We start from the raw sequence: 23,820 nt of genomic DNA on the forward strand, positions 1-23,820 counted from the left end.
CCAGGAGTCTGCGTCGTTGCGACGTCACGCATATGCCTTTATCAGGCTGCATGACGCCGACGGGGCTCCGTGGTCCCGCTTGGCTCTTCCTTTCTCGAACCGGACGTTTCATGCGCCGCACCTTGCCGCTCGCCCTCAGCGCCCTGATGGCCTTCTCGATCGCCGCGACGGCGACGACTGTTCATGCGCAGATGGGCCCCGGCGGCGGCCAGGGCGGCGGCGGCGCCGATGACGACGGCGGCGCGGCCAAGAAGAAGAAGCGCGACGAGGAATGGAACCAGCCCAAGGCGCCGCTGCAGCAACTGCGCAACGCTGGCCCGTGTCCCTATGTGAAGGTGCTGTACGACGCCAGCCGCTATGTCGAGTTCAAGGACGGCAAGGAGGCGGCCAACCAGGCCGGCTTTACCGGCGAGATCCAGAGCATCTCGTCGGGCTGCGCCTACAAGGGCCTGGAGCCGATCAAGATCCGCATCGAAGCCCTGTTCCAGCTGGGCCGTGGTCCGAAGGCCGAGGGCGAAAAGCACGTCTATCGCTACTGGGTCGCCGTCACCGAGCGGAACCAGTCGGTGATCGCCAAGGAATATTTCGACCTGCCGGTGACCTTCGCGGCCGGTCAGGATCGCGCCTACGCGACCGACACCATCGAGCAGATCACCATTCCGCGCGCCGACGACAAGGTCAGCGGCAGCAACTTCGAGGTTCTGCTGGGCTTCGACGTGACCCCGGAAATGGCCGCCTTCAACCGTGACGGCAAGCGCTTCCGGGTCAACGCCGGCCAGACCGTACAGGCTCAGCAAGCTGGGCAAGCAGGGAACACCACCAAGCAATGAGCGATTTGAAGCGGTCCCTGAGCGAGGCGGCCGCGGCCGCTTTCCAGGCCGCCGGACTGCCCCCCGAATTCGGACGCGTCACCGCCTCCGACCGTCCCGACCTGGCTGATTTCCAGTGCAACGGCGCCCTCGCGGCCGCCAAGAGCGCCAAGCGCAATCCCCGCGAGATCGCCGTACAGGTCGTCGATATCCTCAAGGGCGACCCGCGCCTGGCCTCGGTCGAGATCGCCGGCGTCGGCTTCATCAACATGCGCGTCAGCGACGAGGCCCTCTCGGCCCGCGCCCGCGAGATCGCCGCCGACGATCGCACCGGCGCCCAGCTGCTGGAGACGCCGCGCCGGGTGCTGGTCGACTATGCCGGTCCGAACGTGGCCAAGCCGATGCACGTGGGCCACCTGCGCGCCTCGATCATCGGCGAGTCGGTCAAGCGCCTCTATCGCTTCCGCGGCGACGACGTGGTGGGCGACGCCCACTTCGGCGACTGGGGCTTCCAGATGGGCCTGCTGATCAGCGCCATCATGGATGAGGACGCCTTCATCAACGCCTTGATGGAGAAGCTGCCCGAGGCTCCGCGCGGCTTCAGCGCCGCCGACGAGGCCAAGGTGATGGCCGAGTTCCAGAGCCGCATCACCCTGGCCGATCTCGACCGCATCTATCCGGCCGCCTCCGTGCGCCAGAAGGAAGATCCGGCCTTCAAGGAGCGCGCCCGCAAGGCCACCGCCGAGCTGCAGAACGGTCGGTTCGGCTACCGCCTGCTGTGGCGCCACTTCGTCAATGTCAGCCGCGTGGCCCTCGAGCGCGAGTTCCATGCGCTGGGCGTCGACTTCGACCTGTGGAAGGGCGAGAGCGACGTCAACGACCTGATCGAGCCGATGGTTCGCCAGCTGGAGGCCCAGGGTCTGCTGGTCGACGACCAGGGCGCCCGCATCGTCCGCGTGGCCCGCGAGGGCGACAAGCAGGACGTGCCGCCGCTGCTGGTGGTGTCGTCGGAAGGCTCTGCCATGTACGGCACGACCGACCTGGCCACCATCCTGGACCGCCGCAAGTCGTTCGACCCGCACCTGATCCTCTACTGCGTGGACCAGCGCCAGGCCCTGCACTTCGAGACCGTGTTCCGCGCCGCCTATCTGGCCGGCTACGCCGCCGACGGTTCGCTGGAGCACATCGGCTTCGGCACCATGAACGGCACGGACGGCAAGCCCTTCAAGACCCGCGCCGGCGGCGTCCTGAAGCTGCACGACCTGATCGAGATGGCCCGCGAAAAGGCCCGCGAGCGCCTGCGCGAAGCCGGCCTCGGCGCCGAGCTGACCGAGGAGCAGTTCGAGGACACCGCCCACAAGGTCGGCGTGGCGGCCCTGAAGTTCGCCGACCTGCAGAACTTCCGCGGCACCTCGTACGTCTTCGACCTCGACCGCTTCACCAGCTTCGAGGGCAAGACCGGCCCGTACCTGCTGTACCAGTCGGTGCGCATCAAGAGCGTGCTGCGCCGCGCCGCCGAGGCCGGCGCCGTCGCCGGCCGCATCGTGATCCACGAGCCGGCCGAGCGGGACCTGGCCATGCTGCTAGACGCCTTCGAGGGCGCCCTGCAGGAGGCCTACGACAAGAAGGCCCCCAACTTCGTGGCCGAGCACGCCTACAAGCTGGCTCAGTCGTTCTCGAAGTTCTACGCGGCCTGCCCGATCGTCAGCGCCGACACCGAGGAACTGCGGGCTTCGCGCCTGACCCTGGCCGAGACCACCCTGCGCCAACTGGTGCTGGCCCTCGACCTGCTCGGGATCGAAGCGCCGGAACGGATGTAGACCCGTCGGCCGTCTAATCAGGCGGCCAGGGCCCTTTCACAGTCCTTCAGGTCGAAACGGGCGACGAGCTGGGCCAACTGGCTGGCCTCCTGGGTCAGGCTGTGGCTGGCGGCCGTGGTTTGCTCGACCATCGCCGCGTTCTGTTGCGTGGCTTGATCCATCTGGCCGACCGCGGTGTTGACCTCGCCGAGGCTGGTGGCCTGGTTTCGCGCGGCTTCGGCGATTTTCTCGGCCAGATCCTGGATCTTGCCGAACTGTTCGACGACGTCGGTCAGTTCCTCGCCGACGCGGCCGACAAGGCCGACGCCGTTTTCGACGCTGCGCGATGCCTCCGAGACCAGGGTCTTGATCTCCTTGGCCGCGTCGGCCGAACGCTGGGCCAGCGCGCGGACTTCCTGCGCGACCACGGCGAAGCCGCGTCCGGCCTCTCCGGCCCGAGCGGCCTCGACGCCCGCGTTCAAGGCCAGCAGGTTGGTCTGGAACGCGATCTCGTCGATCACCGTGATGATCTGACCGATCTTGCGCGACGAGGTGTCGATATCCTCCATGGCCGTGACGGCCTGCTCGGCGACCTCGCTGGACTTGCTCACCAGTTCCCGACCGCGCGTGACCTCCTGCCGCGCCTCGCGGGCGTTCTCGGCGGTCTGCCGCACCGTGCTGGTCACGTCGTGCAGAGCCGCCGAGGTCTCTTCCAGCGTCGCCGCCTGCAGCTCGGTCCGGCGCGCCAGATCGTCGGCGGCGATCGTGATTTCCTTGGACCCCGCGCCAACAGCCGAGGCGCAGTTGACCACTTGGCCGATCGTGTCGCGAAGCGTCGCCACCGAGACGTTGAAATTGTCGCGAAGGCCTTCGAACTCCTCGGGAAAGGCCTGGTCGATGCGCTGCTTGAGGTCGCCGGCGGCCAGCCGGCGCAGGCCTTCGTCCAGCGACTGGATCATCTCTGACCGGCGACCGCGCGCGGACTGCTCGGCCTCCTCGCGGGCGCGTTCCCAGGTGGCCTGCTCGCGGGCGCGTTCGCCGGCGAGGGCGCTGCGGCGCTCGATCGCGGCGGCGCGGAACACCGAAATGGCGGCCGCCATCTCGCCGACCTCGTCGCGGCGGCCCAGCATCGGGGGCTCCTCCGAATAGTCCCCCGCCGCCAAGCGGCTCATATAGGCGGCGATGCGCGAGAGGGGGGTCACGATCCGGGCCTTGAGGCTGGCGACGCCCACGATCACCAGCGCCACCATCGCCACGGCCACGGCCGTAAGCAGGCTGATCACAAGCATGACGGACGACCTGGCCTCGGCGGCGGCGGCGTCGACCATGGCCCGCGCCTCGACCGTCAGGCCGTCGATGATCTTGCGGTGATTGTTGTAGCGGGCTTCCAGCTTGGCGATCGTCGTGTTGATTGCGATGACATCGCCCGACCGCACGGCCGGCGCGTAGGCCTGATCGATCAGGGTCCAGAAGCTCGTCACCTCGCGGTCCGACTGGTCCAGCATAGTCTTGGCCTTCGCCGTGATCGAAGCGGTCAGCCAGTAGGCGCGGCGGGTGTCGTAGTCGGCGCGCAGGCTCTTCAGTTTGGCGAGCGTGGCTTCGGCGCCTGAGGCGTCCTCGGCGCCCTGCCGCACGACCAGCATGGCCTCGACCAGATAGAGGGGCGGCGGCAGGATGTCGGCGACGAGGTCGTAGGCCTGGGTCTGCCGCTGCGAGACCGGCCCGCCTACGCGCAGGTGCATCAAGGCCAGGGCCGCGACAATCATGGCCACCATGAAGCCGGCCAATAGCGCGCCGCCGAAAAAGGCCCATCGCATCTTTAAAGCGCAAGGTCATCGTGCCGTCTCAAGTTGTGGATGGGTGGGTAAGCTTGACCTTAGGAATTCATCCTCTTCCGCGATCTATTAATCCGGCTGTAACTAGTTCTGCGGCGGAACGTCTCAGGCGCGGGTTCGCGGGGAAGCTATGAACAAGAAGATCATCGCCATGCTGATGGCCGGCGTCTGCGTCAGCGCGATCAACTCGCCGGCCCTCGCCGAGAAGGCCAAGTCCCCCGATAAGAAGTCCGACAAGTATGCCGACGCCATCGCCGGCCTAGAGCGCAAGGACGGCCTGCTGCCGGTCTTTGTCGACAAGAAGGATGGCAAGATCCTGGTGCTGCTGCCCAAGCCGGGCGCGGATGGGATCGCCGGACGTTATATCTACCAGACCTATCTGCGGGCCGGCCTGGGCTCGAACCCGACCGGGCTGGATCGCTCGGCCCCAGGCGACACCCAGATCATCGCCTTCCGCCGCGTGGGCGGCAAGGTGATCGCCCAGTACGAGAACTGGGGCTTTTCCGCCGCGCGCGGCTCGGTCGACGAGCAGAAGGCGGTGGCCGACTCGTTCCCGGTCTCCAGCGTCTGGTCGAACGCCATCGAGGCCGAGAGCCCGGACGGCGGCCTGCTGGTCGACGTGACCAGCTTCCTGACCCGTGACGCGCAAGGCGTCGCCAAGACCTTGAAGCGCAGCAAGCAGGGCGACTTTCGCCTGAACGACGGCCTGTCCTACGCCGACACGGGCGCCGTGAACGTCTTCCCGCTGAACGTCGAGCTGGAGGCGGTCGAGACCTTCGTCGGCGATGATCCGGGTTCGGAGGTTCGTGGCATCGTTCCCGATCCGCGCAACGTGACCCTGGCCCTGCACCACTCGCTCGTGGCCCTGCCCGAGCCGGGCTATCAGCCGCGCCAGAACGACCCGCGCGTGGGTGTCATCGACCACACCGTCGCCGACTATTCGGCGCCGCTGGGCGAGCCGCTGGTCTATCGGCTGGTCCACCGCTTCCGCCTGGAAAAGACCGATCCGAGCGCCGCCCGCTCGCCGGTCAAGAAGCCGATCGTCTTCTATGTCGACCGCGCCGCGCCGGAGCCGGTGCGCTCGGCCCTGATCGAGGGCGGCCGGTGGTGGAACCAGGCCTTCGAGGCCGCCGGCTTCATCGACGCCTTCAAGGTCGAGCTGCTGCCCGAGGGCGTCAGCCCGCTGGACGCCCGCTACAGCGTCGTCAATTGGGTGCACCGCCAGACGCGCGGCTGGTCGTACGGCCATGCTGTGGTTGATCCGCGCACGGGCGAGATCATCAAGGGCGACGTTCTGCTGGGCTCGCAGCGCGTCCGCCAGGACCGGATGATCTTCGAGGGGCTCGAGGGTGCGACCGCGACCGGCCAGGGCGGTCCCAACGATCCAATCGAGATTTCGCTGGCCCGCCTGCGTCAGCTGGCCCCGCACGAGATCGGCCACTCGATCGGCCTGCAGCACAATTTCGCCGCCAGCACCTATGGCGACCGGGCCTCGGTGATGGACTATCCGGCTCCCAGGATCGCCATCAAGGGCGGCCAGCTGGACTTCTCTGACGCCTATGGGCGCGGCGTGGGCGCCTGGGACAAGTTCGTGATCGACTGGCTGTACGGCGTCACCCCGGCCGGCGCCGACGAGAAGGCTTGGCTGAAGGCCAAGGCCGACAAGAGCCAGGCCGACGGCCTGCGCTATGTCTCCGACGAGGACGCCCGGGGCTCCGATACGCCGCATCCGGTCGGCGCGGTCTGGGACAACGGTTCCGATCCGGTCGTCGAACTCGACCATCTTATGGCCGTGCGCAAGATCGCCCTTGACCGCTTCGGCCTGGGCAACCTCCCCAAGGGCGGGTCGGTGGCCGACCTGCGCCGCGTGATCGTGCCGATCTACATCTTCCACCGCTACCAGGTCGACGCGACGGCCAAGCTGGTTGGCGGCGTCGACTTCACCTACGCCGCCGAGGGCGATGGCCATGAGGCCAGCAAGATCGTCCCGCCCGCCCGTCAAGCTGCCGCTATCGACGCCCTGCTGCGGACGCTGACGCCGGCCGCGCTGGATCTCTCCGACAAGACGCTGGACGTCCTGACCTCGGGCCAGTCGCAGGGCAATGACAAGGCCAATGATATCGAGACCTTCGGCCCTGGGCCGGTCTTCGACCTGCCGGCGACGGCGGATGTCGCCGCCGACCTCGTCTGGGGCGACCTGTTCGCGCCGGCGCGCCTGAACCGTCTGATGGAGGCCAAGCGTCGCGACGCCGCCCAGCCGGGCGTCGAGGGGCTGATGGACAAGGCGCTGGCCTTCGCCGCCTTTGACGGCCAAATGGCCGCTGGAAAGGCGGTCGGTCGCCAGGCCGAGCTGGCCCGCCGCGTCCGCCAGCGGATGGTGGTCAACCTGGCCAACGCCCTGGGCGACAAGGACCTGTCCCCGACTGCCGCCGCGGTGATCCGCGCGCGTCTGGCCGACTGGGGCAAGGGCCTTAAGGCCGTGGCCCCCGCCGACGCCGCCGATCGCGCCCAGGCCCGCGCCCTGGCCGGCGTCGTCACCGACGAGAGCGGCGATCGCCTGGCCGCGTTGATCGAGGACGGCAAGGCCAAGGTCGCCATCCCGCCCGGCCCGCCGATCGGCGAGGACGACTGGTTTGGAGGTATCGGCCTCTGACGTGGCAGGCCGTGCTTGACTCGCACGGCCGCCTCCCGCATCACCCCGACGACTCTCGCGGGAGACATCGGGATTCGTCCCGAGGCCGAAGGCGCAACCGCCCCGGAAACGCTCAGGCAAAAGGACCGCGCGGGTTTAGGAACGCTGGAAAGAAGCCTCCCGAAAGGGCGGCTCGCCGAAGGAGCAAGGCCATGCGAATGGCCGGAATCTCTCAGGCCTAAGGGACAGCGGGGGCGCGACCAGTCGGCGAGAGCCGACCGTCTCGCCGACCCCGTTTGGAGCCCGTCCAGTGTCCGACCAAGACCTCAAGAAGACCCCGCTCTTCGACGCCCACGTGGCGCTGGGCGCCCGCATGGTGCCGTTCGCGGGCTATTCCATGCCTGTGCAGTACAAGGACGGGGTGCTGAAGGAGCACCTGTGGACCCGCGAGCACGCCGGCCTGTTCGACGTTTCGCACATGGGCCAGGCCCGCCTGCGCTGTGCCAATGGTGACACGAGCCCGGCCAAGAGCTTCGAGAAGGTGGTCTCGGCCGACTACCAGGGCCTGAAGCCCGGCAAGCAGCGCTATGGCGTGCTGCTCAACGCGGAGGGCGGGATCATCGACGACCTGATGACCGCGCGTCCCGACGACGACGGCCTGTTCGTGGTGGTCAACGGCGCCTGCAAGGACAACGACTACAAGATCATCGCGCAGGCCCTGGCCGGCGAAGCCACGGTGACCCGCCTGGAGGACCGCGCGCTGCTGGCGCTGCAAGGTCCCGAGGCCGCCGCCGTTCTGGCCGCTCACGTTCCAGAAGCCGCCGGCATGGTGTTCATGGACACGCTGGCCCTGACCGCGTTCGGCGTCGACGCGATCATTTCGCGCTCGGGCTATACCGGCGAGGACGGCTACGAGATCTCGGTCCCGGCCGACGCCGCGACGCGCATCTGGAACACCCTGCTGGCCGACGAGCGCGTCAAGCCGATCGGCCTGGGCGCGCGCGACAGCCTGCGCCTGGAGGCCGGTCTGCCGCTGTACGGCCACGACCTGGACGAGACCGTCTCGCCGATCGAGGGCGGGCTGAACTTCGCCGTTGGCAAGTCGCGCCGCGAGGCCGGCGACTATCTGGGCGCGGCCCGGATCGCCAAGGAACTGGCCGGCGAACTGTCGCGCGTCCGCGTCAATCTGAAGGTGCTGGAAGGCGCCCCGGCCCGCGAAGGCGCCGAGATCGCTGACGAAGCAGGCAATGTCATCGGCAAGGTGACCAGCGGCGGCTTCGCCCCCAGCCTGGGCTTCCCCATCGCCATCGGTTTCGCCCCGCCGGCCTATGCCGCGATCGGAACCAAGTTGAAAGTCATCGTGCGAGGCAAACAGGCGGCCGCTGAAGTGGTCGCCACGCCGTTCGTGCCGAACCGTTACGTCCGCAAACTCTCATAAGGGCCGACAGAGATGCGTTTCACCAAAGATCATGAATGGGTCGTCGTTCAGGGCGACGTCGCCACGGTCGGCATCACCGCCTACGCCGCCGAGCAACTGGGCGACGTGGTGTTCGTCGAGGTTCCGGAAGCCGGCAAGACCGTGAAGCAGGGCGAGAACCTCGCCGTCGTCGAGAGCGTCAAGGCCGCCTCGGACGTCTACGCCCCGGTGTCGGGCGAGGTCGTTGAGGGCAATGCCGAGCTGGGCGATGCGCCGGAAACCGTCAACGCCCTGCCGGAAAGCGGCGGCTGGTTCGCCAAGATCAAGCTGTCGAACCCGGCCGAGGTCGACGCCCTGATGGACCGCGACGCGTACGAAGCGTTCCTGAGCACCCTCTAAAAACGTCCGCCTCCTCGCGAAAGCAGATCATGCGTTACCTCCCCCTGACCCCTGAAGACCGCGTCGAGATGCTCGGCGCGATCGGCGTCAAATCGATTGACGACCTGTTCGTGGACGTGCCGGCCTCGGCCCAGCGTTCCGGAACCGTCGACCTGCCGCTGCACGCCGGCGAGATCGAAGTCGAGCGCGAGATGGCGGGCCTGGCCCGTCGCAATCGCTCGGCGGGGGAGGGGCCGTTCTTCTGCGGGGCCGGCGCCTATCGCCACCACGTGCCGGCCACGGTCGACCACATCATCCAGCGGTCGGAGTTCCTGACCAGCTACACGCCCTACCAGCCGGAAATCGCCCAGGGCACGCTGCAGGTGCTGTTCGAGTTCCAGAGCCAGGTCGCGGCCCTGACTGGCATGGAGGTGGCCAACGCCTCGCTCTATGACGGTTCGACCGGCGCGGCCGAGGCCGTGATGATGGCCCACCGCATTACCCGCCGGACCAAGGCGGTGATGTCGGGCGGCGTCCATCCGCACTATGTCGAGACCATCGAGACCCTGGCCCACGCGGCCGGCGTCGCGACTGAGGCTCTACCCGCGGCCATCGACGCCGAGGATGCGGTGATCGCCGCTATCGACGCTGACACCGCCTGCGTCGTCGTCCAGACCCCCAACGTGTTCGGCACGGTCACCGACGTCACCAAGATCGCCGAGGCCGCCCAGGCCGCCGGCGCGCTGCTGATCGTGGTGACCACCGAGGCCGTCTCGTACGGCCTGCTGAAGTCGCCGGGCGAGATGGGCGCGGATATCGCCGTGGCCGAGGGCCAGTCGATCGGCAACGGCCTGAACTTCGGCGGCCCCTATGTCGGCCTCTTCGCCTGCAAGGAAAAGTTCGTCCGCCAGATGCCGGGCCGCCTGTGCGGCGAGACCGTCGACGCCGATGGCAAGCGCGGCTTCGTGCTGACCTTGTCGACCCGCGAGCAGCACATCCGCCGCGACAAGGCGACCTCGAACATCTGCACCAACAGCGGCCTCTGCGCCCTGGCGTTCAGCATCCACATGAGCCTGCTGGGCGAGACGGGGCTGCGCCAGCTGGCCGCCCTGAACCACCAGAAGGCGCTGGCCCTGCGCGACGCGCTGAAGGCCGTGCCGGGCGTCGAGATCCTGACCCCGCGCTTCTTCAACGAGTTCGCCATCCGCCTGCCGAAGAACGCCGCCGACGTGGTCGAGACCCTGGCCAACAACGGCGTCATCGCCGGCGTGCCGTTCTCGCGTCTCGACGCGGGCGCGGGCCTCGACGACGTGCTGCTGGTCGCGGCCACCGAAACCACGCTCGACATCGACATGACCTTCTTCGTCAAGATCCTCACCAAGGCGGTGGCCCAATGAGCATGAACAACGTCGGCCGCCCCACGCGCCCCGAAACCGCCAATGACGCCGCTCGCGGTCACGAGACCCTGACGGGCAACCGCGGCCTTCTCCAGAACGAGGCCCTGATCTTCGAGCGGGACGGCTGGAACAAGACCGGCGTCGACCTGCCCGAAGCCGCCGCCCCGTCGAGCGACCTGGCCGGCCTGCTGCGCGCCGAGCCGATCGGCCTGCCGGGCCTGTCGGAGCCCGAAGCTGTCCGCCACTATGTGCGCCTGTCCCAGAAGAACCATGCCATCGACCTGGCGCTGTATCCGCTGGGCTCGTGCACGATGAAGCACAACCCGCGCCTGAACGAGAAGATGGCGCGCCTGCCGGGCTTCTCGGACATCCACCCGCTTCAGCCGGAGTCCACCGTACAAGGCGCCTTGCAGCTGATGGACCGTCTGGCCCACTGGCTGAAGACCCTGACCGGCATGCCCGCCGTCGCGCTGAGCCCCAAGGCCGGCGCCCATGGCGAGATGTGCGGCATGCTGGCCATCCGCGCCGCCCACGAGGCCAACGGCCAGGGCCACCGCAAGACGGTGCTGGCCCCGACCAGCGCCCACGGCACCAACCCGGCCACGGCGGCCTTCGTTGGCTACACCGTCGTCGAGATCGCCCAGACCGAAGACGGCCGGGTCGACATGGCGGATCTGGAGTCCAAGCTCGGCGACCACGTGGCCGCCATCATGGTCACCAACCCCAATACCTGCGGCCTGTTCGAGCGCGACGTGGTCGAGATCGCCCGCCTGACCCACGCGGTCGGCGCGTACTTCTACTGCGACGGCGCCAACTTCAACGCCATCGTCGGCCGGGTGCGTCCGGGCGACCTGGGCGTCGACGCCATGCACATCAACCTGCACAAGACCTTCTCGACGCCCCACGGCGGCGGCGGTCCGGGCGCGGGTCCGGTGGTGCTGTCCGAGGCCCTGGCGCCGTTCGCGCCCACGCCCTGGCTGGTCCACGACGACAACGGCTTCTCGCTGGTCGAGCACGCGGGCGAGGCGGGGGCCGAGACGGCCTTCGGCCGCATGAGCGCCTTCCACGGCCAGATGGGCATGTATGTCCGCGCCTATGCCTACATGCTCAGCCACGGGGCCGACGGCCTGCGCCAGGTGGCCGAGGACGCCGTCCTAAACGCCAACTACGTCAAGGCGCGCCTGAAGGACGTGATGAGCCCGGCCTTCCCGGACGGTCCGTGCATGCACGAGGCCCTGTTCGACGACAGCTGGCTGGAGGGCACCGGGGTGACCACGCTCGACTTCGCCAAGGCGATGATCGACGAGGGCTTCCACCCGATGACCATGTATTTCCCGCTGGTCGTCCACGGCGCGATGCTGATCGAGCCGACCGAAACCGAGAGCAAGCAGGAGCTGGATCGCTTCATCGAAGCGCTTCGCCTGCTCGCCGGCGCGGCCAAGGCGGGCGAGACGGAACGCTTCAAGGGCGCGCCATTCCACGCCCCGCTGCGCCGCCTCGACGAGACCCTGGCGGCCCGCAAGCCCCGGTTGAGGTGGAAACCTGTGGCCGCGGCGCCACTAGCCGCTGAATAGCAAATTCCATACCCCCGTTGCGACGGCAGGGCGCCTTTACGGCGCCCTGTTGTCTCCACATATCGGGGGAGCGCATCCGGGCTGACTGGCTTTTCCAGGGAGCAAGCGGCGCGCAAGCCCGTTCGTCCTCCCATGACTGCTTTAGCCCTCGCCATGCCGCGCGCCCAACGCACCGCCGATGACCTCGCCCGCGAGCTCGTCGCGCGGTTTCTGCGCGTCATTTTGGTGACGCTGGGCGTGCTGCTGGTCATTGGCGGCATACTGATCGCGCCGCTGCCCGGCCCCATGGGGCTGCCGCTGACCGTGGTCGGCCTGATGCTGGTGCTGCGCAACTCGTTCAAGGCCCGCAAGCAGTTCGTCCGCTTCCAGCACGCCCACCCCAAGCTGATCTTCCCGCTGCGCCGCCTGCTGCGCCGCGAGCCGGAAGTCGTGCTGGTGGCCTGGCAGCAGACCCTGCGCGTCGAGCGCCTGATCGTGCCGCGCCGGTGGCGGATGGCCGTTCGCTGGCGCAAGTCCTTCAAGCAGCGCGCCGTGAAGCGCAGCCAAAGGTGAGCGCGGTCACCACGATCGACGACGATATAAAGCACAGGGTCCGGCGCCGCGCGCGCCTGGCCTTGCTGCTGCGCGAGTCCGCCGCCCGCGCCTTCCGCTGGATCGCCATCGGCTTCGGCACGCTGGTGATCCTGGCCGGCGCCGTGTTGACGCCGCTGCCGGGGCACCTGGGCCTGCCGCTGCTGGTTATCGGGCTGATGATCGTGCTGCGCTACTCGTTCGCTGCGCGGAAGACCTTCATCCGCTGGCAGAAGCGCCACCCCAAGCTGGTCTTCCCGATCCGCCGCCTGATGCGCCGCGAGCCCGAGGTGCTGCTGGTCGTCTGGCAGCAGATGCTCCGCACCGAGAAGATGATCCTGCGCCGCGCCCGCTGGCGCCTGCTGAAGAAGACCCGCAAGCGCGTGAAGAAGTACGTCGCGCGGAAGATGGCTCAGGCGGCTCCCCGCAAGGCTGCCTAGGAGGCCGTCTCGGCCGGTTTGCCGGCCGTATAGCGATAACCCTCGATCCCGACGTGCCGGGCGTTTTCCTCGCGCACCTGTGCGGCCGCCTCGTCGTACAGGAACGGCAGGAAGGCGTAGCGCTTGCCCTTCGTCACCTGCAAGGCCTCGTGCAACAGCGAACATGAGAATACGGCCGCGCCGCCGGTCGGGGCGCGATAGGTGCGGGAACCGAACTCGGGGAAGCGCAGGTCGCCGCCCTCGTACTGCTCCGCGTTCAGGTTGATGGTGACAGCGAAGCGGCGATGGGCGGTGCCCTTCGTCGTGTTGTCCCGGTGGGCCCGGAAGAAGGCGTTGTCCGCCGCGTCGTAGCAGGCGACCAGGTCGCGCTCCATTCGCGTGACCTGGAACTGGAAGGCCTTGGTGATCTGCGGAGCCAGGCGGCGCAGGATCCGCGCTCGCACCCCCTCGCGAAGCTCTCCGGGCGGCAGCACCAGGTCGCGGCGGATCTTGTGGCTGGCGTCATTGACCAGGACCGTCTTACCGGCAACCTCACGCATGAAGCCGGAGGCTGCGCCACCATCGGCGTCGTAGGCGGCGATCAGCGCCCGGCAGACATCAGGCTCGAACACGCGTGGCACGATCAGCACCGGCGCGAGCAGCTCGACGCTTGCATGGGCGGCGGGCGGCGGCAGGCTGGGCAGGGACTGATTCAGCCGCTCGGTGTCGGCGGCGGGCACGGTGGCCAGCACCCGGAAGTTCGGGTCGATCAGCAGCCAGCCCGACCAGGTCGGATCGCCGCTCAAGCCGCAGGCGGCTGTCGCCGAGCCGTCCTTGTCCAGCATCCAACGGGCGCCGGGCAGGCGATCCTCGGTGTGGGACCAGCGGTCGGCATCGCGCAGCAGGCTGAACATGGCCAGGTCCTCGCCGTCGATGCGCTGAGCGTGGGTGTCCAGCAGCCGCTCGATGGTGGCCATGAAAGTCTCGTCGCCGTCACCGACCACGGCCAGCAGCAGATAGCGCCCGGCGACGATGTCGAAGCCGTAGCGAGGGTTCTGGCGAGTGGCGGCGAAGAACGATGGGCCGGGATCCCCAGGCAGCAGCATTGATCCGTGTCCCTCCTCGACGCGACTGGGGGATTTTACACACCCGGCGGTAGTCAGCGCCACGACCGAGACCTCAAAAAGAAAGGGCGCGGACCTTGCGATCCGCGCCCTCTTGTCTTGTCCGATGGAGCTAGCCGCTATTGCAGCTTGGCGCCCATCTGGCGGATCGCGGCGTCGACCAGGCCGTCGTTCGTCGAACCGGCGAGGCGGGCGGCCAGGACGGTCTCGGCGGCTTGAGCGGCCAGATCGACCGCAGCGGCCTTCACGTCGGCGGCGGCTTGCGCCTCGGCCTGGGCGATCTTGCGTTCGGCCATTTCGGCGCGGCGCTTGATCTGCTCCTCGAGCTTTTCCTTGGCTTCCTCGGCCATCCGCTTGGCGTCGGCCTTGGCGGCTTCCATCATGGCGGCGGCCTGGCGCTCGGCTTCGTCGCGCTGGGCCTTGACGCCCGCGAGCAGGGCCTGGGCCTCTTCACGCAGGGTCTGGGCTTCGTCGAGCTCGGCCTTGATCTTGGCGGCGTAGCCGTCCAGCGCGCCGAACAGCGCGCCCGGCAGGACCTTCAGATAGACCAGCAGGCCGAAGAAGATCACCAGAGCGACCAGAACCCAGAACTCCGGGTTCGAGAGGCTGAACAGGGATTCGTGTTCCATCGTCAGCTCCTTAGGCCAGGGCCGACTTCAGCTCGGCGGCCGTGGCCGCCTTGCCGGTCAGCTTCTGGACGATCGCGCCGGCCGTGTCCTGCGCCACTTCGCGGACATGGCTCATGGCCGTGTCGCGAGCGGTCTGGATCGAAGCCTCGGCCGCGGCCAGCTTCTCGGCCAGGACGGCTTCTTCCTTGGCCTGACGCTCGGCGGCTTCGGCCGAAGCCTTGGCCTTTGCGTCGGCGGCCGTCTTCTGGGCCTTGGCGCGGGCCTCGGCCAGTTCGGCGGCGGCCGCGCGGGCCTGGGCTTCCGCCTCGTCCTTCAGACGACGGGCGTCGGCGATGTCGCCGGCGATCTTGGCGCCGCGCTCGTCGATCGCGCCGCTGACGCGGGGCAGCAGGCCCTTCGACAGCACCGCGTAGAGGACGGCGAAGATGAGCAGCAGCCAAACGATCTGACCGCCCCAGTGCTCGAACTGCAGCTGCGGAAGGCCGCCGCTTTCGTGCTTGGGGGCTTCAGTCGTCTCGACCGCGCCGTGATGTTCCGTCGCCATGGGCGAAGGCGCCTCTCAGCTAGTGCGCTTGAAGCGGACCGTCATCCGGCCCGCTCCAGAAAGCGCGAGAAAACAGAAAGCATGGAGCGCGTCGCTTCCGATGAAGCGCCGCGCTCCAGGGTCGGATTACGAGAACAGGATCAGGAAGGCGATGACCAGGGCGAAGATGCCCAGGGCTTCCGTCAGGGCCATGCCCAGGAACAGCATCGGGCGCTCTTGAGCGGCGGCCGTCGGGTTGCGCAGGGCGCCTTGGAAGTAGTTGCCGAACATCACGCCCAGGCCAACGCCCGCGCCGATCATGCCGAGCATGGCCAGGCCAGCGCCGATGTACTTAGCTGCAGCAGCGTCCATGATAGAGACTCCTTGGAAGGTATTTGTTGGAAAGGTTGATCAGTGGCTGTCGAGGTGCACGACGTCGTTGATGTAGACGCAGGCGAGCACCGCGAACACGAAGGCCTGCAGGAAGGCCACCATGAACTCTAGGGCCGTCAGGGCGACGACCGAGGTCAGGGCCAGGGCCGAACCAGCCCAGCCCAGGGCGCCGAGACCGCCCAGGGCGATCACGAAGCCGGCGAAGATCTTCAGCACCACGTGGCCGCCCAGCATGTTGCCGAACAGACGAAGGCCCAGGGTGATGGGGCGGATCAGGAACGACAGGATCTCGATCGGCACCAGCAGGAAGTACAGCGGCCACGGCACGCCCGACGGGGCGAACAGCTTGAAGAACTTGAGGCCGTTCTTGGCGAAGCCGACGGCGACCACGGTCAGGATGACCATCAGGCCCAGCGTCAGGGTCACGGCCAGCTGCGACGTGGCGGTGAACACCAGGAACATGCCCTGGATGTTCATGAACAGCACGAAGGCGAACAGCGTGAAGATGAAGGGCAGGAACTTCTTGCCGTCGTGGCCGATGATCGACTCCGCTAGCCCATCGACCAGTCCGTAGAGCATCTCGCCCACCGCCTGCAGGCGACCCGGGACGACGGCCTTGCGCGCCGCCAGGCTGTAGAACGTGATGACCAGCAGCGCCGCCAGCATCATCGCGAACACCGAGTTCGTGATCGACAGGTCGATAGCGCCGAGGCCGGGAACGGTCACGGTGGGCAGTTCCACGATCTTCTGGATCTGGAACTGGTGCATCGGATCGGCCATCGGCCCTAGTCTCTCTTCTGCTTGGGGGCGGTTGACCCGCCTCCCGTGTCTCCGTCGGCATTCCCTTGAGGGGACGGCGCCGACGCCTGCGCGCTCATTTTCGTCGCCTTGCGGACGACGGAGAAAATCGAGAGCCCCAAGCCGATCAGCAGACCGCCGACCATGCCCCAGGGGCTCGTGTGGACATAATGGTCGAGCAGCCAGCCGAAGCCGAGACCCACCAGTACGCCCCCGATCAAATCCGCCAGGAGGCGATAGCCGTCCTGGTTGGCCTTTTCGGACGCGGCTTTCGCCGGCTTTTCCGCCGCCTTCCTCGCCTCAAATGCGTCGAGCCGAGCGTCGAGGCTATCCAGAGCCTTGTCGTTCGGTTCGTCGGCCTTGGGCATGGGAGCGGCAGGTCCGAAAACGCCGCGGGCGCGCCAAAACAAGGCGCATTTCCGGCCGGCTTGATCGGCGCGGAACCTATAGACCTCGCTGCGGTGCGTCAAGGCGAGCGCTTCGTGGGCCAAGTGACGGGAATACTTAAGGATTTCGCCTTTGGCTTCAAGGAGGGGCAAAACCATCCCCTTTTCATTCGATTGGCCCTTGGCGCGCGGCCCTTTCGAAAGCGGGAACCGCTCCCTACATCTCACCCGTTCTTTCGGCGTCACACCCCCTAGGCAAGGTGTGGCGCGGCCCGATCACGCATTGATTTTTTCGCGGATTTGGGTTTTAGAGCCGCCGCCTCCAAACAACACGAAGATTCATGTCGCACCTGAAGAACACCGGATTCGCCGATCGTATCTCCTCGCAGCAGGAGGCCAAGAAGGCCATGCTGGCGAAGTTCAAGGCCAAGCCGACCGTCCAGGATCCCGATTTCGACAAGCGCGAGGAACTGCGCGCCGCCGAACTCGAGGCTGTCCGCGCCGCCCGCGCCGAAGCCAAGGAACTGGCCCGTCTTGAAGCCCTGGCCCGCCAGGAAGCGATCATGGCCGTCAAGCGCGCCGAGCGCAAAGAGCGCAAGACGATCGAAGCCGCCGAAATGCGCGTGCGCAAGGAAGAGAAAGCCAAGGAGCGCGACGAGCTTCGCGCCCTGGGCAAGACCAGCAACAGCAAGGCCAACCGCGCTCACGCGTGGGGCAGCCTCCTGGGCTGATCGCAGAAGGGGCCTTCCGGGGCCCCTTTTTCTTTGCCTGACGCCTCGAACCGGACCATGAGCCGATCATGGTTCACCTTGACGTCATCGCCAGCCTGTTCGTGGTCGCCGCGCTCGCCGGCGCGCTCGACGCCATAGCCGGCGGCGGCGGTCTTGTGACCCTGCCCGCCCTGCTGCTGGCGGGTCTGTCGCCTGTCCAGGCGCTGGGCACCAACAAGCTGCAAGGCGCGGTCAGCGCCCTGTCCTCGACGACAGCCTTCGCCCGACGCGGCCTGATCGACTGGAAGACCGCCTTGCCGGTGGCTGGCGCCGCCGTCATCGCTGGCCTGTGCGGCGCGCTTTGCGCGAGCCTGCTGTCGCCGCACCTGCTGCGGGCGATCGTGCCGCTGCTGCTGATCGCCATCGCCCTCTATTTCGGCTTCTCGCGCGCCCTGAAGGCCGAGGATGTCGCGCCGCGCATGGCGCTGATCCCGTTCGCCTGCTTCGTCGCGCCGCTGGTCGGCTTCTATGACGGCATCTTCGGGCCGGGCGCGGGGGCCTTCTACATGGTCGCGATCGTCACCCTGCTGGGCTACGGCGTGCTGAAGGCCACGGCCCACACCAAGCTGGCCAATGCCGCCAGCAATGTCGGCAGCCTGTGCCTGTTCATCCTGAAGGGCGCGGTCGTCTGGCCGGTGGGCCTGGCCATGGCCGCCGGGGCCTTCATCGGCGCCCAGGTCGGCTCAAGGCTGGCCATGCGCTTCGGACCCAAACTGATCCGGCCGCTGCTGGTGGTGATCTCGTGCGCCATGGCCGTGAAGCTGCTGGCGGACCCGAGCAATCCGATCCGGCAGGCGGTCGGGTTCTAGGGGAAGCGCCCCCTCCGTCACGATGCGTATCCGCATCGCGCCACCTCCCCCGTTTCACGGGTGAGGAGGATAGACTCTCGCTTCTCCTCCCCGCGTGCGGGGGAGGTGGATCGGCGCGAATACGCGACGAGACGGAGGGGGCGCTTCAGACGATCAGGCCGCGACCAGCTTCTCGGCCGTGCTCAGGTCAACGCTCACCAACTGGCTCACCCCCCGCTCGGCCATGGTCACCCCGAACAGACGGTCCATCCGGCTCATGGTCACCGGGTTGTGGGTGATGGCGATGAAGCGGGTCTGGGTGCGGCGGCGCATCTCGTCCAGCATGTTGCAGTAGCGGTCGACGTTCGCATCGTCCAAGGGCGCGTCGACTTCGTCCAGCACGCAGATCGGGGCCGGATTGGCCAGGAAGACGCCGAAGATCAGGGCGCTGGCCGTCAGGGCCTGCTCGCCGCCGCTCATCAGGCTCATGCTGGCCATGCGCTTGCCGGGCGGGCAGGCGAAGATCTCCAGGCCGGCTTCGAGCGGATCGTCGCTCTCGATCAGCTTCAGCTCGGCCTGGCCGCCGCCGAACAGGGCCTGGAAGAGGGTCTGGAAGTTGGCGTTGATCACGTCGAAGGCGGCCAGCAGGCGCTCGCGGCCCTCGGCGTTCAGCTCCTCGATGCCGGCCCGCAGCTTGCCGACCGCGCCCGACAGGTCGGCGCGCTCGACCCGCATGGTCTCCAGGCGGCCGGCATATTCCTGAGCCTCCTCTTCGGCGCGCAGGTTCACCGGGCCGATGGCGTCGCGCTCTCTCTCGAGCGCGAAGAGGTGAGCTTCTACGCCAGCGGCGTCCTTCGGCACGGCCACGGCCTCGCCGGCGACGTGGCGGCCCAACTCCTCGGGCTCCATACGGGCCTGTTCGCGGATGGCCGAGGCGACTTCGCCAAAGCGTTGGCGGGCGCCGTCCAGGTGGGCGACCAGGGCCGCGCGCTTCTCGCGGGCCTCGCCAGCGGCCTGCTCTGCGGCCCGGGCGGCGCGGTCGTTGTTGAGGCGGAGCGTCTCGGCGGCTTCCAGGGCGTCGCTGGCCTTGGCGCGGCGGGCCTCGGCGGCGGCGAACTCATCCAGCAGGACCAGCAGCTTCTCCTTCAGCGCCGCCGGCGCCTCGCGAGCGCTTTCCAGGGCGGCGGCCGCCTTAACGCGATCAGCCTCCAGGGACTCGGCGCGCTTGCCGGCGGTCTCGGCGCGCTTGGCCCAGTCGGCGCGGTCGCGCTCCAGGCTTTCCAGGCGGCGCTGGCGGCCCGCGCGTTCGCGGGTTTCGACGTCGAGGGCGGTGCGGGCGGCGCTGGCGGCCTCGCGGGCCTGGGCCGAAGCCTGACGGGCGGTGGCGAGTTGCGGCTGAAGGTCGCCCGAGGTCTGGGCGGCGGCGTGGGCTTCCCGGGCCTCCGCCAAGGCCGCGTCGACCTCGGTCTTGTCGGCCTCGAAGCGGGCGATGGTGTCGTCCAGCGACTGGGCGCGAGCGGCCCGCATCGCCTGCTCGCGCTCGAACTTGGCGACAGCCTCCCGCGCGCCGTTCAGCAGGCGTTCGGCGTCGGGCGGGCCGCGCCGCTTGTCGCGCAGCAGGTCCTCGACGGCCCGCATCCGGTCGGCGGCGGTCTTCAGGGCGGCGGCGGTGGCCTCGGCGCGGGGGGCCATGATGTCGATCTCGGTCTCGACCTCGGCCAGGCGCGTGCGCTGTTCCAGCCGCACGGCGGCGGGCTTGGGCGCGTCGGCGCGAGCCACGAAGCCGTCCCAGCGCCAGAGATCGCCTTCCTTGGAGACCAGGCGCATGCCGGGCTTCAGAGCGGCCTGCAGCTTGTCGCCGTCGGCGCGGGCGACGACACCGACGTGCGAGAGGCGGGCGGCCAAAGCGGGCGGGGCCTTGACCAGAGGGGCCAGCGGCTGCGCGCCCTCGGGCCAGGTCGGGTCGGGGGCCTCGGCGCCGCCCCAATAGGACGGGGCCTTGGCGTCGAGGGCGGCGTCCAGATCGTCGCCCAGCGCCGCCGCCAGGGCCGCGCCATAGCCCTTGTCCGGGGCGACGCTGTCGAGGGCAGGGGCGTGGCCGCTCTTGGAGCGGGGGGCGGTCAGTTGGGCCAGACCCCGGGCTTCCGTGCGCAGACGGCCCAGCTGATCCTCGACATTGCGGGCCAGCTGGCGAGCCTGGGCCTCCTGCTCGGCCGCCTTGACCCGTTCGTTTTCGGCTTCCTCCAGCGCCGCGCGGGCGGCGGCGAGGGCGGCCTGCGCATTGTCGAAGCGCTGGCGGGCGTCGGCGGCGGCCGGGTCGACCTCGGGACCGACGGCGGCGCGCTCGGCCTTGGCCTGGTCGAGAGCGCGGTTGGTGCGATTGGCGCGGGCCTCGGCTTCCGAGAAGCGCGCGGCGGCGGCGCGGAACTGGGCCTCCTCGGCGGCGACCCGGGCGGCCAGTTGCTCGACGGCGGCCTCGGCGGCGGCGCGGGCTTCCTCGGCGGACTTGGCGGCGGCTTCTAGCTCGGGACCCCGCTCCGGCGCGGCGGCGACCAGGGCGCGGACTTCGGTCAGCTCGGCGTCGATGCGGGCCAGGGCGGCGGCGGCGTCGTCCTTGGCCTGCGCCTCGCGCGCCAGGTCGGCGTCGATGCGCGCCAGGTCGCTTCCGAGACGTTCGAACTCGGCGGCGGCGGCTTCGGCTTCGCGTTCGGCGCGGTCCTTCTGGATGGCCAGTTGCCCCAGGATCGCCTGGGCGATGGTCGCTTCCTCGCGCAGCGGCGGCATCGCCGCTTCCGCCTCGGTGATGGCGACCTGGGCGGCGGCGCTGGCGCGGGCGGTCTCCTCGACCAGGCGGGCGGCGCTGGTGGCCTCGCTGGTGGTCCGCTCCAGCGTGTCGCGGGCCTCGGTCCAGCGGGTGTAGAGCACGGCGCCCTGCACGGCGCGGATCTCGGACGACAGGCGCTTGTACTTCTCGGCCTGACGGGCTTCGCGCTTGAGGCGGTTCAGAGCCGTCTCCAGCTCGCGGGCGACGTCCTCCAGCCGGGCCAGATTGTTTTCCGCGGCCCGCAGGCGCAGCTCGGCCTCATGGCGGCGGGTGTGCAGGCCCGAGACCCCGGCGGCCTCTTCCAGGATGCGGCGGCGGTTCTGCGGCTTGGCCCCGATCAGCTCGCTGATCTGGCCCTGGCGGACCAGGGCCGGCGAGTTGGCCCCGGTCGAGGCGTCGGCGAACAGCAGCTGGACGTCGCGGGCCCGCACCTCGCGGCCATTGATCTTGTAGGTCGAGCCCTCGCCGCGATCGATCCGCCGGACGACCTCCAGGACGGGATCGTCATTGAACTGGGCGGGGGCGGTGCGGTCCGAATTGTCGATGGTCAGGGCGACGTCGGCGTGGTTGCGGGCCGGCCGCGCGCCGCTGCCGGCGAAGATCACGTCGTCCATGCCGCCCGCCCGCATGGCCTTGGCGGAGTTGGCGCCCATCACCCAGCGCAGGGCTTCCAGCAGGTTGGACTTGCCGCAGCCGTTCGGGCCGACAATGCCGGTCAGCCCGGGCTCGATCCGGAACTCGGTCGGCTCGACGAAGGACTTGAAGCCCGAAAGGCGCAGGCGCTGGAACTGCACGCAGGCGGTCCCTTCCTGTCCTTTAGCCCTTCGCCGCGGCGGCGAAGGCCTTGGAGAGCACGGCGAAGTCGGCGCTGTGATCGTAGGGCGCGCCGTTGACGAAGAAGGTCGGCGTGCCCTCGATCCCGTCGGCCACCGCCTTGGCCATGCGGTCGTTGACGCCCTTCAGCGCCGCCGGGTCCTCCAGCGCCGCCTTGAACTGCGCGTCGGTCAGGCCGTACTGCTTGCCGATCGCCTGCAGGCCCTCGAACAGCTTTTCGCTGCGATAGATCTCTTCCTGCTTCTGGAAGATCGTGGTCAGCACCTCGAAGTACTTGCCCGGGATGCGGTGGGCCAGAATGAAGCCGGCGGCCGCGAACTCGGGCGGCGGGGTCAGGAACTCGCGGAACACCAGGCGCACCTTGCCTGTGTCGATGAAGGCCTTGCGGACCTCCGGCAGCACCGTCGTCCACCAGTGGGCGCAGTGCGGGCAGCTGGCCGAGGCGTAGACCACGAACTGGACCGGCGCCTTGGCCGAGCCCAGCACCATATCGCCCGGGACCGCCGGCAGCGGCGCGGCGCGCGCGCCGGAGGCCGTCGCCGCCAGGGCGAGACCCGAAACGATCAGCGCGCGCCGGTCGATCGCCATTACTTCGAAGCTTCCGCGATGGCGGCGTCCAGCTGGGCCAGGGTGACCTCGCCGCCGGATTCGCCGCCGACCTTCTTGCCGTTGACGATGAAGGTCGGGGTGCCTTCGATCTTGTCGGCCTTCATCGACTTCTCGATGCGCTCGGCCGACTTGGCGGCCTTTTCGTCGGTCAGGCAGGCGTTGAACTGGTCTTCGCTCATGCCGACCGCCTGGGCGATGGTCAGCAGCTCGCCGCGGATGTCGCCGGTCTGGAAGATGCTGGCCTGGGCGTGATAGATCGCGTCCGTCACCTGGAAGTACTTATCCTTGCCGGCGCAGCGGGCCAGCATGTCGCCGGCGTTGGCCAGGGTCGGCTCGCCTGTCAGGGCCGGGCGGGCGACATACTTGACCTTGCCGGTGTCGATGTACTTGGTCTTGAAGGCCGGGAAGACGTCAGCGTTCCACTTGGCGCAGTGCGGGCAGGCGACCGACGCGTACTCGACCACGGTGACCTTGGCGGCGGCGCTGCCCAGGGTCATGTCGTCGGCGGTGACCTTGGTTCCCGTGGGGCCGCAGGCGGCGAGCGCGCCCAGCGAGGCGGTGAGGGCGACGGCGGTCAGAAGCCGGCGGGTCAGCGGACGCATGGTCGATCTTCCTTGCAGTAGAACGGCGAAGTTAAGCGCGATTCTTAGAGGTGGCGAAAAGGGCGCCGATAAGGCCTGTGCAACAGCGCGATCAGGGTGGGGTTGTCAATCGGAAGGTCGGCGGATCGGGGGCTCAAGGATGGTCGCGCAGCACGCCTCGGCCCAGTTTCAGCAGGGCGTCCTTGAGGTCGCCGTCGGGCTGCCCCGCCAGGCTGTCGGAGAGCTGCTTCTCCTGCGCGGCGTCCAGCGGCGGCTTGCGGCGCGGACGCTGGGGCGCTTGCGCGGCGGCCGCCTTCACCGGCCCCTGGACGATGCGCAGGCGGGTGACCACGCCCTTGCCCAGCAGCATGTCGAGGCGCGCGGTGATCTGCGGCGCCTGATGCTGGATCAGCGAGGCAACGGGGCCGTCGACACGCAGCTCCAAAGCGCCGCCTTCGCCATTGCGGCCCTTGATGATGCGGACGGGCTCGGTCCGGCGCGCGAGGGTGTCGCCGACGATCTCGCGCCAGCGGGCCTGCAGCGCGGCGGGCCCCTTGCCGAAGCGCTCTTCCAGCGACTTCAGCAGCGGGGCCAGGCTCTTGCCGGCGGGCGGCGGCGGACGGCGCTGCGGGCGCGTGCGTTTGCTGCGCAGGATCGCGAGGGCTTCTTCCGCGGTGGGCAGGGGGCGGCGCATGCGAGGAAACTAGCATGCCGGGCTCGGTTCGCGGTAG

22 protein-coding genes, 1 pseudogene and 1 riboswitch are annotated in these 23,820 nt (G+C 68.8%); of the genes and pseudogenes, 11 read left to right on the forward strand and 12 right to left on the reverse strand.

Annotation, left to right across the window (positions count from 1 at the left end; all coding sequences use genetic code 11):
- The first annotated feature begins 110 nt into the window (after positions 1-110).
- Both CSW62_RS01855 and argS read left to right on the forward strand, forming a co-directional pair.
- On the forward strand, positions 111-830 hold the full coding sequence (locus tag CSW62_RS01855; RefSeq protein WP_099575518.1) for a Tat pathway signal sequence domain protein: 720 nt from the start codon (positions 111-113) through the stop codon (positions 828-830).
- Positions 827-2,629, forward strand: coding sequence for an arginine--tRNA ligase (gene argS, locus CSW62_RS01860; protein ID WP_099575519.1), 1,803 nt, complete (start codon positions 827-829; stop codon positions 2,627-2,629). The genes CSW62_RS01855 and argS overlap by 4 nt, the downstream gene beginning before the upstream one ends.
- A 17-nt stretch (positions 2,630-2,646) precedes the next feature.
- Here the strand turns inward: argS and CSW62_RS01865 are convergent, their stop codons facing one another.
- Positions 2,647-4,425: a methyl-accepting chemotaxis protein gene (locus CSW62_RS01865; protein WP_099575520.1), complete on the reverse strand. Its 1,779-nt coding sequence runs from the start codon at positions 4,423-4,425 to the stop codon at positions 2,647-2,649.
- Positions 4,426-4,573: 148 nt separating this feature from the next.
- Between CSW62_RS01865 and CSW62_RS01870 the strand changes: the two genes are divergently transcribed.
- The 7 genes from CSW62_RS01870 to CSW62_RS01900 all read left to right on the forward strand — a co-directional run bounded on the left by CSW62_RS01870 (position 4,574) and on the right by CSW62_RS01900 (position 12,851).
- Positions 4,574-7,096, forward strand: a complete 2,523-nt coding sequence (locus CSW62_RS01870) for a zinc-dependent metalloprotease (RefSeq protein ID WP_099575521.1) — start codon at positions 4,574-4,576, stop codon at positions 7,094-7,096.
- 48 nt (positions 7,097-7,144) lie between these two features.
- Positions 7,145-7,234, forward strand: a riboswitch (glycine riboswitch).
- A 151-nt stretch (positions 7,235-7,385) separates the two neighbouring features.
- Entirely contained in the window at positions 7,386-8,513 is a 1,128-nt protein-coding gene (gene gcvT, locus CSW62_RS01875; protein WP_099575522.1) for a glycine cleavage system aminomethyltransferase GcvT, read from the forward strand.
- 12 nt (positions 8,514-8,525) lie between these two features.
- Positions 8,526-8,891 carry a glycine cleavage system protein GcvH gene (gene gcvH, locus CSW62_RS01880; RefSeq protein ID WP_099575523.1) on the forward strand — a complete coding sequence of 122 codons (366 nt, stop codon included), beginning with the start codon at positions 8,526-8,528 and terminating at the stop codon, positions 8,889-8,891.
- A gap of 29 nt (positions 8,892-8,920) precedes the next feature.
- Positions 8,921-10,267, forward strand: a complete 1,347-nt coding sequence (gcvPA, locus tag CSW62_RS01885; protein WP_099575524.1) for an aminomethyl-transferring glycine dehydrogenase subunit GcvPA — start codon at positions 8,921-8,923, stop codon at positions 10,265-10,267.
- Entirely contained in the window at positions 10,264-11,841 is a 1,578-nt protein-coding gene (gene gcvPB / locus CSW62_RS01890; protein WP_099575525.1) for an aminomethyl-transferring glycine dehydrogenase subunit GcvPB, read from the forward strand. The genes gcvPA and gcvPB overlap by 4 nt, the downstream gene beginning before the upstream one ends.
- A gap of 132 nt (positions 11,842-11,973) precedes the next feature.
- Entirely contained in the window at positions 11,974-12,393 is a 420-nt protein-coding gene (locus CSW62_RS01895) for a hypothetical protein (protein ID WP_099575526.1), read from the forward strand.
- Positions 12,390-12,851 (forward strand): hypothetical protein, encoded by a 462-nt coding sequence (locus tag CSW62_RS01900; RefSeq protein WP_099575527.1) that lies wholly within the window; start codon positions 12,390-12,392, stop codon positions 12,849-12,851. Before CSW62_RS01895 ends, CSW62_RS01900 begins: the two co-directional genes overlap by 4 nt.
- Here CSW62_RS01900 and CSW62_RS01905 read toward each other — a convergent pair.
- From CSW62_RS01905 to CSW62_RS01930, 6 genes are all read right to left on the reverse strand, one after another.
- On the reverse strand, positions 12,848-13,936 hold the full coding sequence (locus CSW62_RS01905) for a 2OG-Fe(II) oxygenase (RefSeq protein WP_099575528.1): 1,089 nt from the start codon (positions 13,934-13,936) through the stop codon (positions 12,848-12,850). The genes CSW62_RS01900 and CSW62_RS01905 overlap by 4 nt on opposite strands.
- Before the next feature lie 137 nt (positions 13,937-14,073).
- A complete protein-coding gene (locus tag CSW62_RS01910) occupies positions 14,074-14,583 on the reverse strand; it encodes a F0F1 ATP synthase subunit B (protein ID WP_099575529.1) in 510 nt (169 codons plus the stop codon).
- Between the two features lie 10 nt (positions 14,584-14,593).
- On the reverse strand, positions 14,594-15,127 hold the full coding sequence (locus CSW62_RS01915) for a hypothetical protein (protein ID WP_099575530.1): 534 nt from the start codon (positions 15,125-15,127) through the stop codon (positions 14,594-14,596).
- Positions 15,128-15,253: 126 nt separating this feature from the next.
- Positions 15,254-15,478 (reverse strand): F0F1 ATP synthase subunit C, encoded by a 225-nt coding sequence (locus CSW62_RS01920; protein ID WP_004615714.1) that lies wholly within the window; start codon positions 15,476-15,478, stop codon positions 15,254-15,256.
- A gap of 39 nt (positions 15,479-15,517) precedes the next feature.
- Positions 15,518-16,279, reverse strand: coding sequence for a F0F1 ATP synthase subunit A (locus CSW62_RS01925; RefSeq protein WP_099575531.1), 762 nt, complete (start codon positions 16,277-16,279; stop codon positions 15,518-15,520).
- Positions 16,280-16,284: 5 nt separating this feature from the next.
- Entirely contained in the window at positions 16,285-16,665 is a 381-nt protein-coding gene (locus CSW62_RS01930) for an AtpZ/AtpI family protein (protein ID WP_099575532.1), read from the reverse strand.
- 359 nt (positions 16,666-17,024) lie between these two features.
- Here CSW62_RS01930 and CSW62_RS01940 point away from each other — a divergent pair, with 359 nt between their 5' ends.
- A complete protein-coding gene (locus tag CSW62_RS01940) occupies positions 17,025-17,414 on the forward strand; it encodes a DUF6481 family protein (protein ID WP_099575533.1) in 390 nt (129 codons plus the stop codon).
- 68 nt (positions 17,415-17,482) lie between these two features.
- Positions 17,483-18,262, forward strand: a complete 780-nt coding sequence (locus CSW62_RS01945; protein ID WP_099575534.1) for a TSUP family transporter — start codon at positions 17,483-17,485, stop codon at positions 18,260-18,262.
- 4 nt (positions 18,263-18,266) lie between these two features.
- On the opposite strand, the pseudogene CSW62_RS26730 reads toward CSW62_RS01945, so the two are convergent.
- The 5 genes and pseudogenes from CSW62_RS26730 to CSW62_RS01965 all read right to left on the reverse strand — a co-directional run.
- Positions 18,267-18,407, reverse strand: a pseudogene (locus tag CSW62_RS26730) (hypothetical protein); the annotation flags it as partial.
- A gap of 8 nt (positions 18,408-18,415) precedes the next feature.
- Complete coding sequence (gene smc, locus CSW62_RS01950; RefSeq protein WP_099575535.1) at positions 18,416-21,859, reverse strand: chromosome segregation protein SMC; 3,444 nt, start codon at positions 21,857-21,859, stop codon at positions 18,416-18,418.
- A 22-nt stretch (positions 21,860-21,881) separates the two neighbouring features.
- Complete coding sequence (locus tag CSW62_RS01955; RefSeq protein WP_099575536.1) at positions 21,882-22,487, reverse strand: thioredoxin domain-containing protein; 606 nt, start codon at positions 22,485-22,487, stop codon at positions 21,882-21,884.
- Positions 22,487-23,110: a DsbA family protein gene (locus CSW62_RS01960; protein WP_099575537.1), complete on the reverse strand. Its 624-nt coding sequence runs from the start codon at positions 23,108-23,110 to the stop codon at positions 22,487-22,489. Before CSW62_RS01960 ends, CSW62_RS01955 begins: the two co-directional genes overlap by 1 nt.
- Positions 23,111-23,243: 133 nt before the next feature.
- Positions 23,244-23,783, reverse strand: a complete 540-nt coding sequence (locus tag CSW62_RS01965; RefSeq protein ID WP_099575538.1) for a DUF721 domain-containing protein — start codon at positions 23,781-23,783, stop codon at positions 23,244-23,246.
- Positions 23,784-23,820: the final 37 nt, after the last annotated feature.

The sequence above is a fragment of the Caulobacter sp. FWC2 genome, from assembly GCF_002742625.1.
Classification (GTDB): Bacteria; Pseudomonadota; Alphaproteobacteria; order Caulobacterales; family Caulobacteraceae; genus Caulobacter.

What these genes read in the sequence shown, in the direction of transcription:
- CSW62_RS01855 (WP_099575518.1), top strand. Translation starts at nt 111, where the DNA reads ATGCGCCGCACCTTGCCGCTCGCCCTCAGCGCCCTGATGGCCTTCTCG.
- argS (WP_099575519.1), top strand. Translation starts at nt 827, where the DNA reads ATGAGCGATTTGAAGCGGTCCCTGAGCGAGGCGGCCGCGGCCGCTTTC.
- CSW62_RS01865 (WP_099575520.1), bottom strand. Translation starts at nt 4,425, where the DNA reads ATGCGATGGGCCTTTTTCGGCGGCGCGCTATTGGCCGGCTTCATGGTG.
- CSW62_RS01870 (WP_099575521.1), top strand. Translation starts at nt 4,574, where the DNA reads ATGAACAAGAAGATCATCGCCATGCTGATGGCCGGCGTCTGCGTCAGC.
- gcvH (WP_099575523.1), top strand. Translation starts at nt 8,526, where the DNA reads ATGCGTTTCACCAAAGATCATGAATGGGTCGTCGTTCAGGGCGACGTC.
- gcvPA (WP_099575524.1), top strand. Translation starts at nt 8,921, where the DNA reads ATGCGTTACCTCCCCCTGACCCCTGAAGACCGCGTCGAGATGCTCGGC.
- gcvPB (WP_099575525.1), top strand. Translation starts at nt 10,264, where the DNA reads ATGAGCATGAACAACGTCGGCCGCCCCACGCGCCCCGAAACCGCCAAT.
- CSW62_RS01895 (WP_099575526.1), top strand. Translation starts at nt 11,974, where the DNA reads ATGACTGCTTTAGCCCTCGCCATGCCGCGCGCCCAACGCACCGCCGAT.
- CSW62_RS01905 (WP_099575528.1), bottom strand. Translation starts at nt 13,936, where the DNA reads ATGCTGCTGCCTGGGGATCCCGGCCCATCGTTCTTCGCCGCCACTCGC.
- CSW62_RS01910 (WP_099575529.1), bottom strand. Translation starts at nt 14,583, where the DNA reads ATGGAACACGAATCCCTGTTCAGCCTCTCGAACCCGGAGTTCTGGGTT.
- CSW62_RS01915 (WP_099575530.1), bottom strand. Translation starts at nt 15,127, where the DNA reads ATGGCGACGGAACATCACGGCGCGGTCGAGACGACTGAAGCCCCCAAG.
- CSW62_RS01920 (WP_004615714.1), bottom strand. Translation starts at nt 15,478, where the DNA reads ATGGACGCTGCTGCAGCTAAGTACATCGGCGCTGGCCTGGCCATGCTC.
- CSW62_RS01925 (WP_099575531.1), bottom strand. Translation starts at nt 16,279, where the DNA reads ATGGCCGATCCGATGCACCAGTTCCAGATCCAGAAGATCGTGGAACTG.
- CSW62_RS01930 (WP_099575532.1), bottom strand. Translation starts at nt 16,665, where the DNA reads ATGCCCAAGGCCGACGAACCGAACGACAAGGCTCTGGATAGCCTCGAC.
- CSW62_RS01940 (WP_099575533.1), top strand. Translation starts at nt 17,025, where the DNA reads ATGTCGCACCTGAAGAACACCGGATTCGCCGATCGTATCTCCTCGCAG.
- CSW62_RS01945 (WP_099575534.1), top strand. Translation starts at nt 17,483, where the DNA reads ATGGTTCACCTTGACGTCATCGCCAGCCTGTTCGTGGTCGCCGCGCTC.
- CSW62_RS01955 (WP_099575536.1), bottom strand. Translation starts at nt 22,487, where the DNA reads ATGGCGATCGACCGGCGCGCGCTGATCGTTTCGGGTCTCGCCCTGGCG.
- CSW62_RS01960 (WP_099575537.1), bottom strand. Translation starts at nt 23,110, where the DNA reads ATGCGTCCGCTGACCCGCCGGCTTCTGACCGCCGTCGCCCTCACCGCC.
- CSW62_RS01965 (WP_099575538.1), bottom strand. Translation starts at nt 23,783, where the DNA reads ATGCGCCGCCCCCTGCCCACCGCGGAAGAAGCCCTCGCGATCCTGCGC.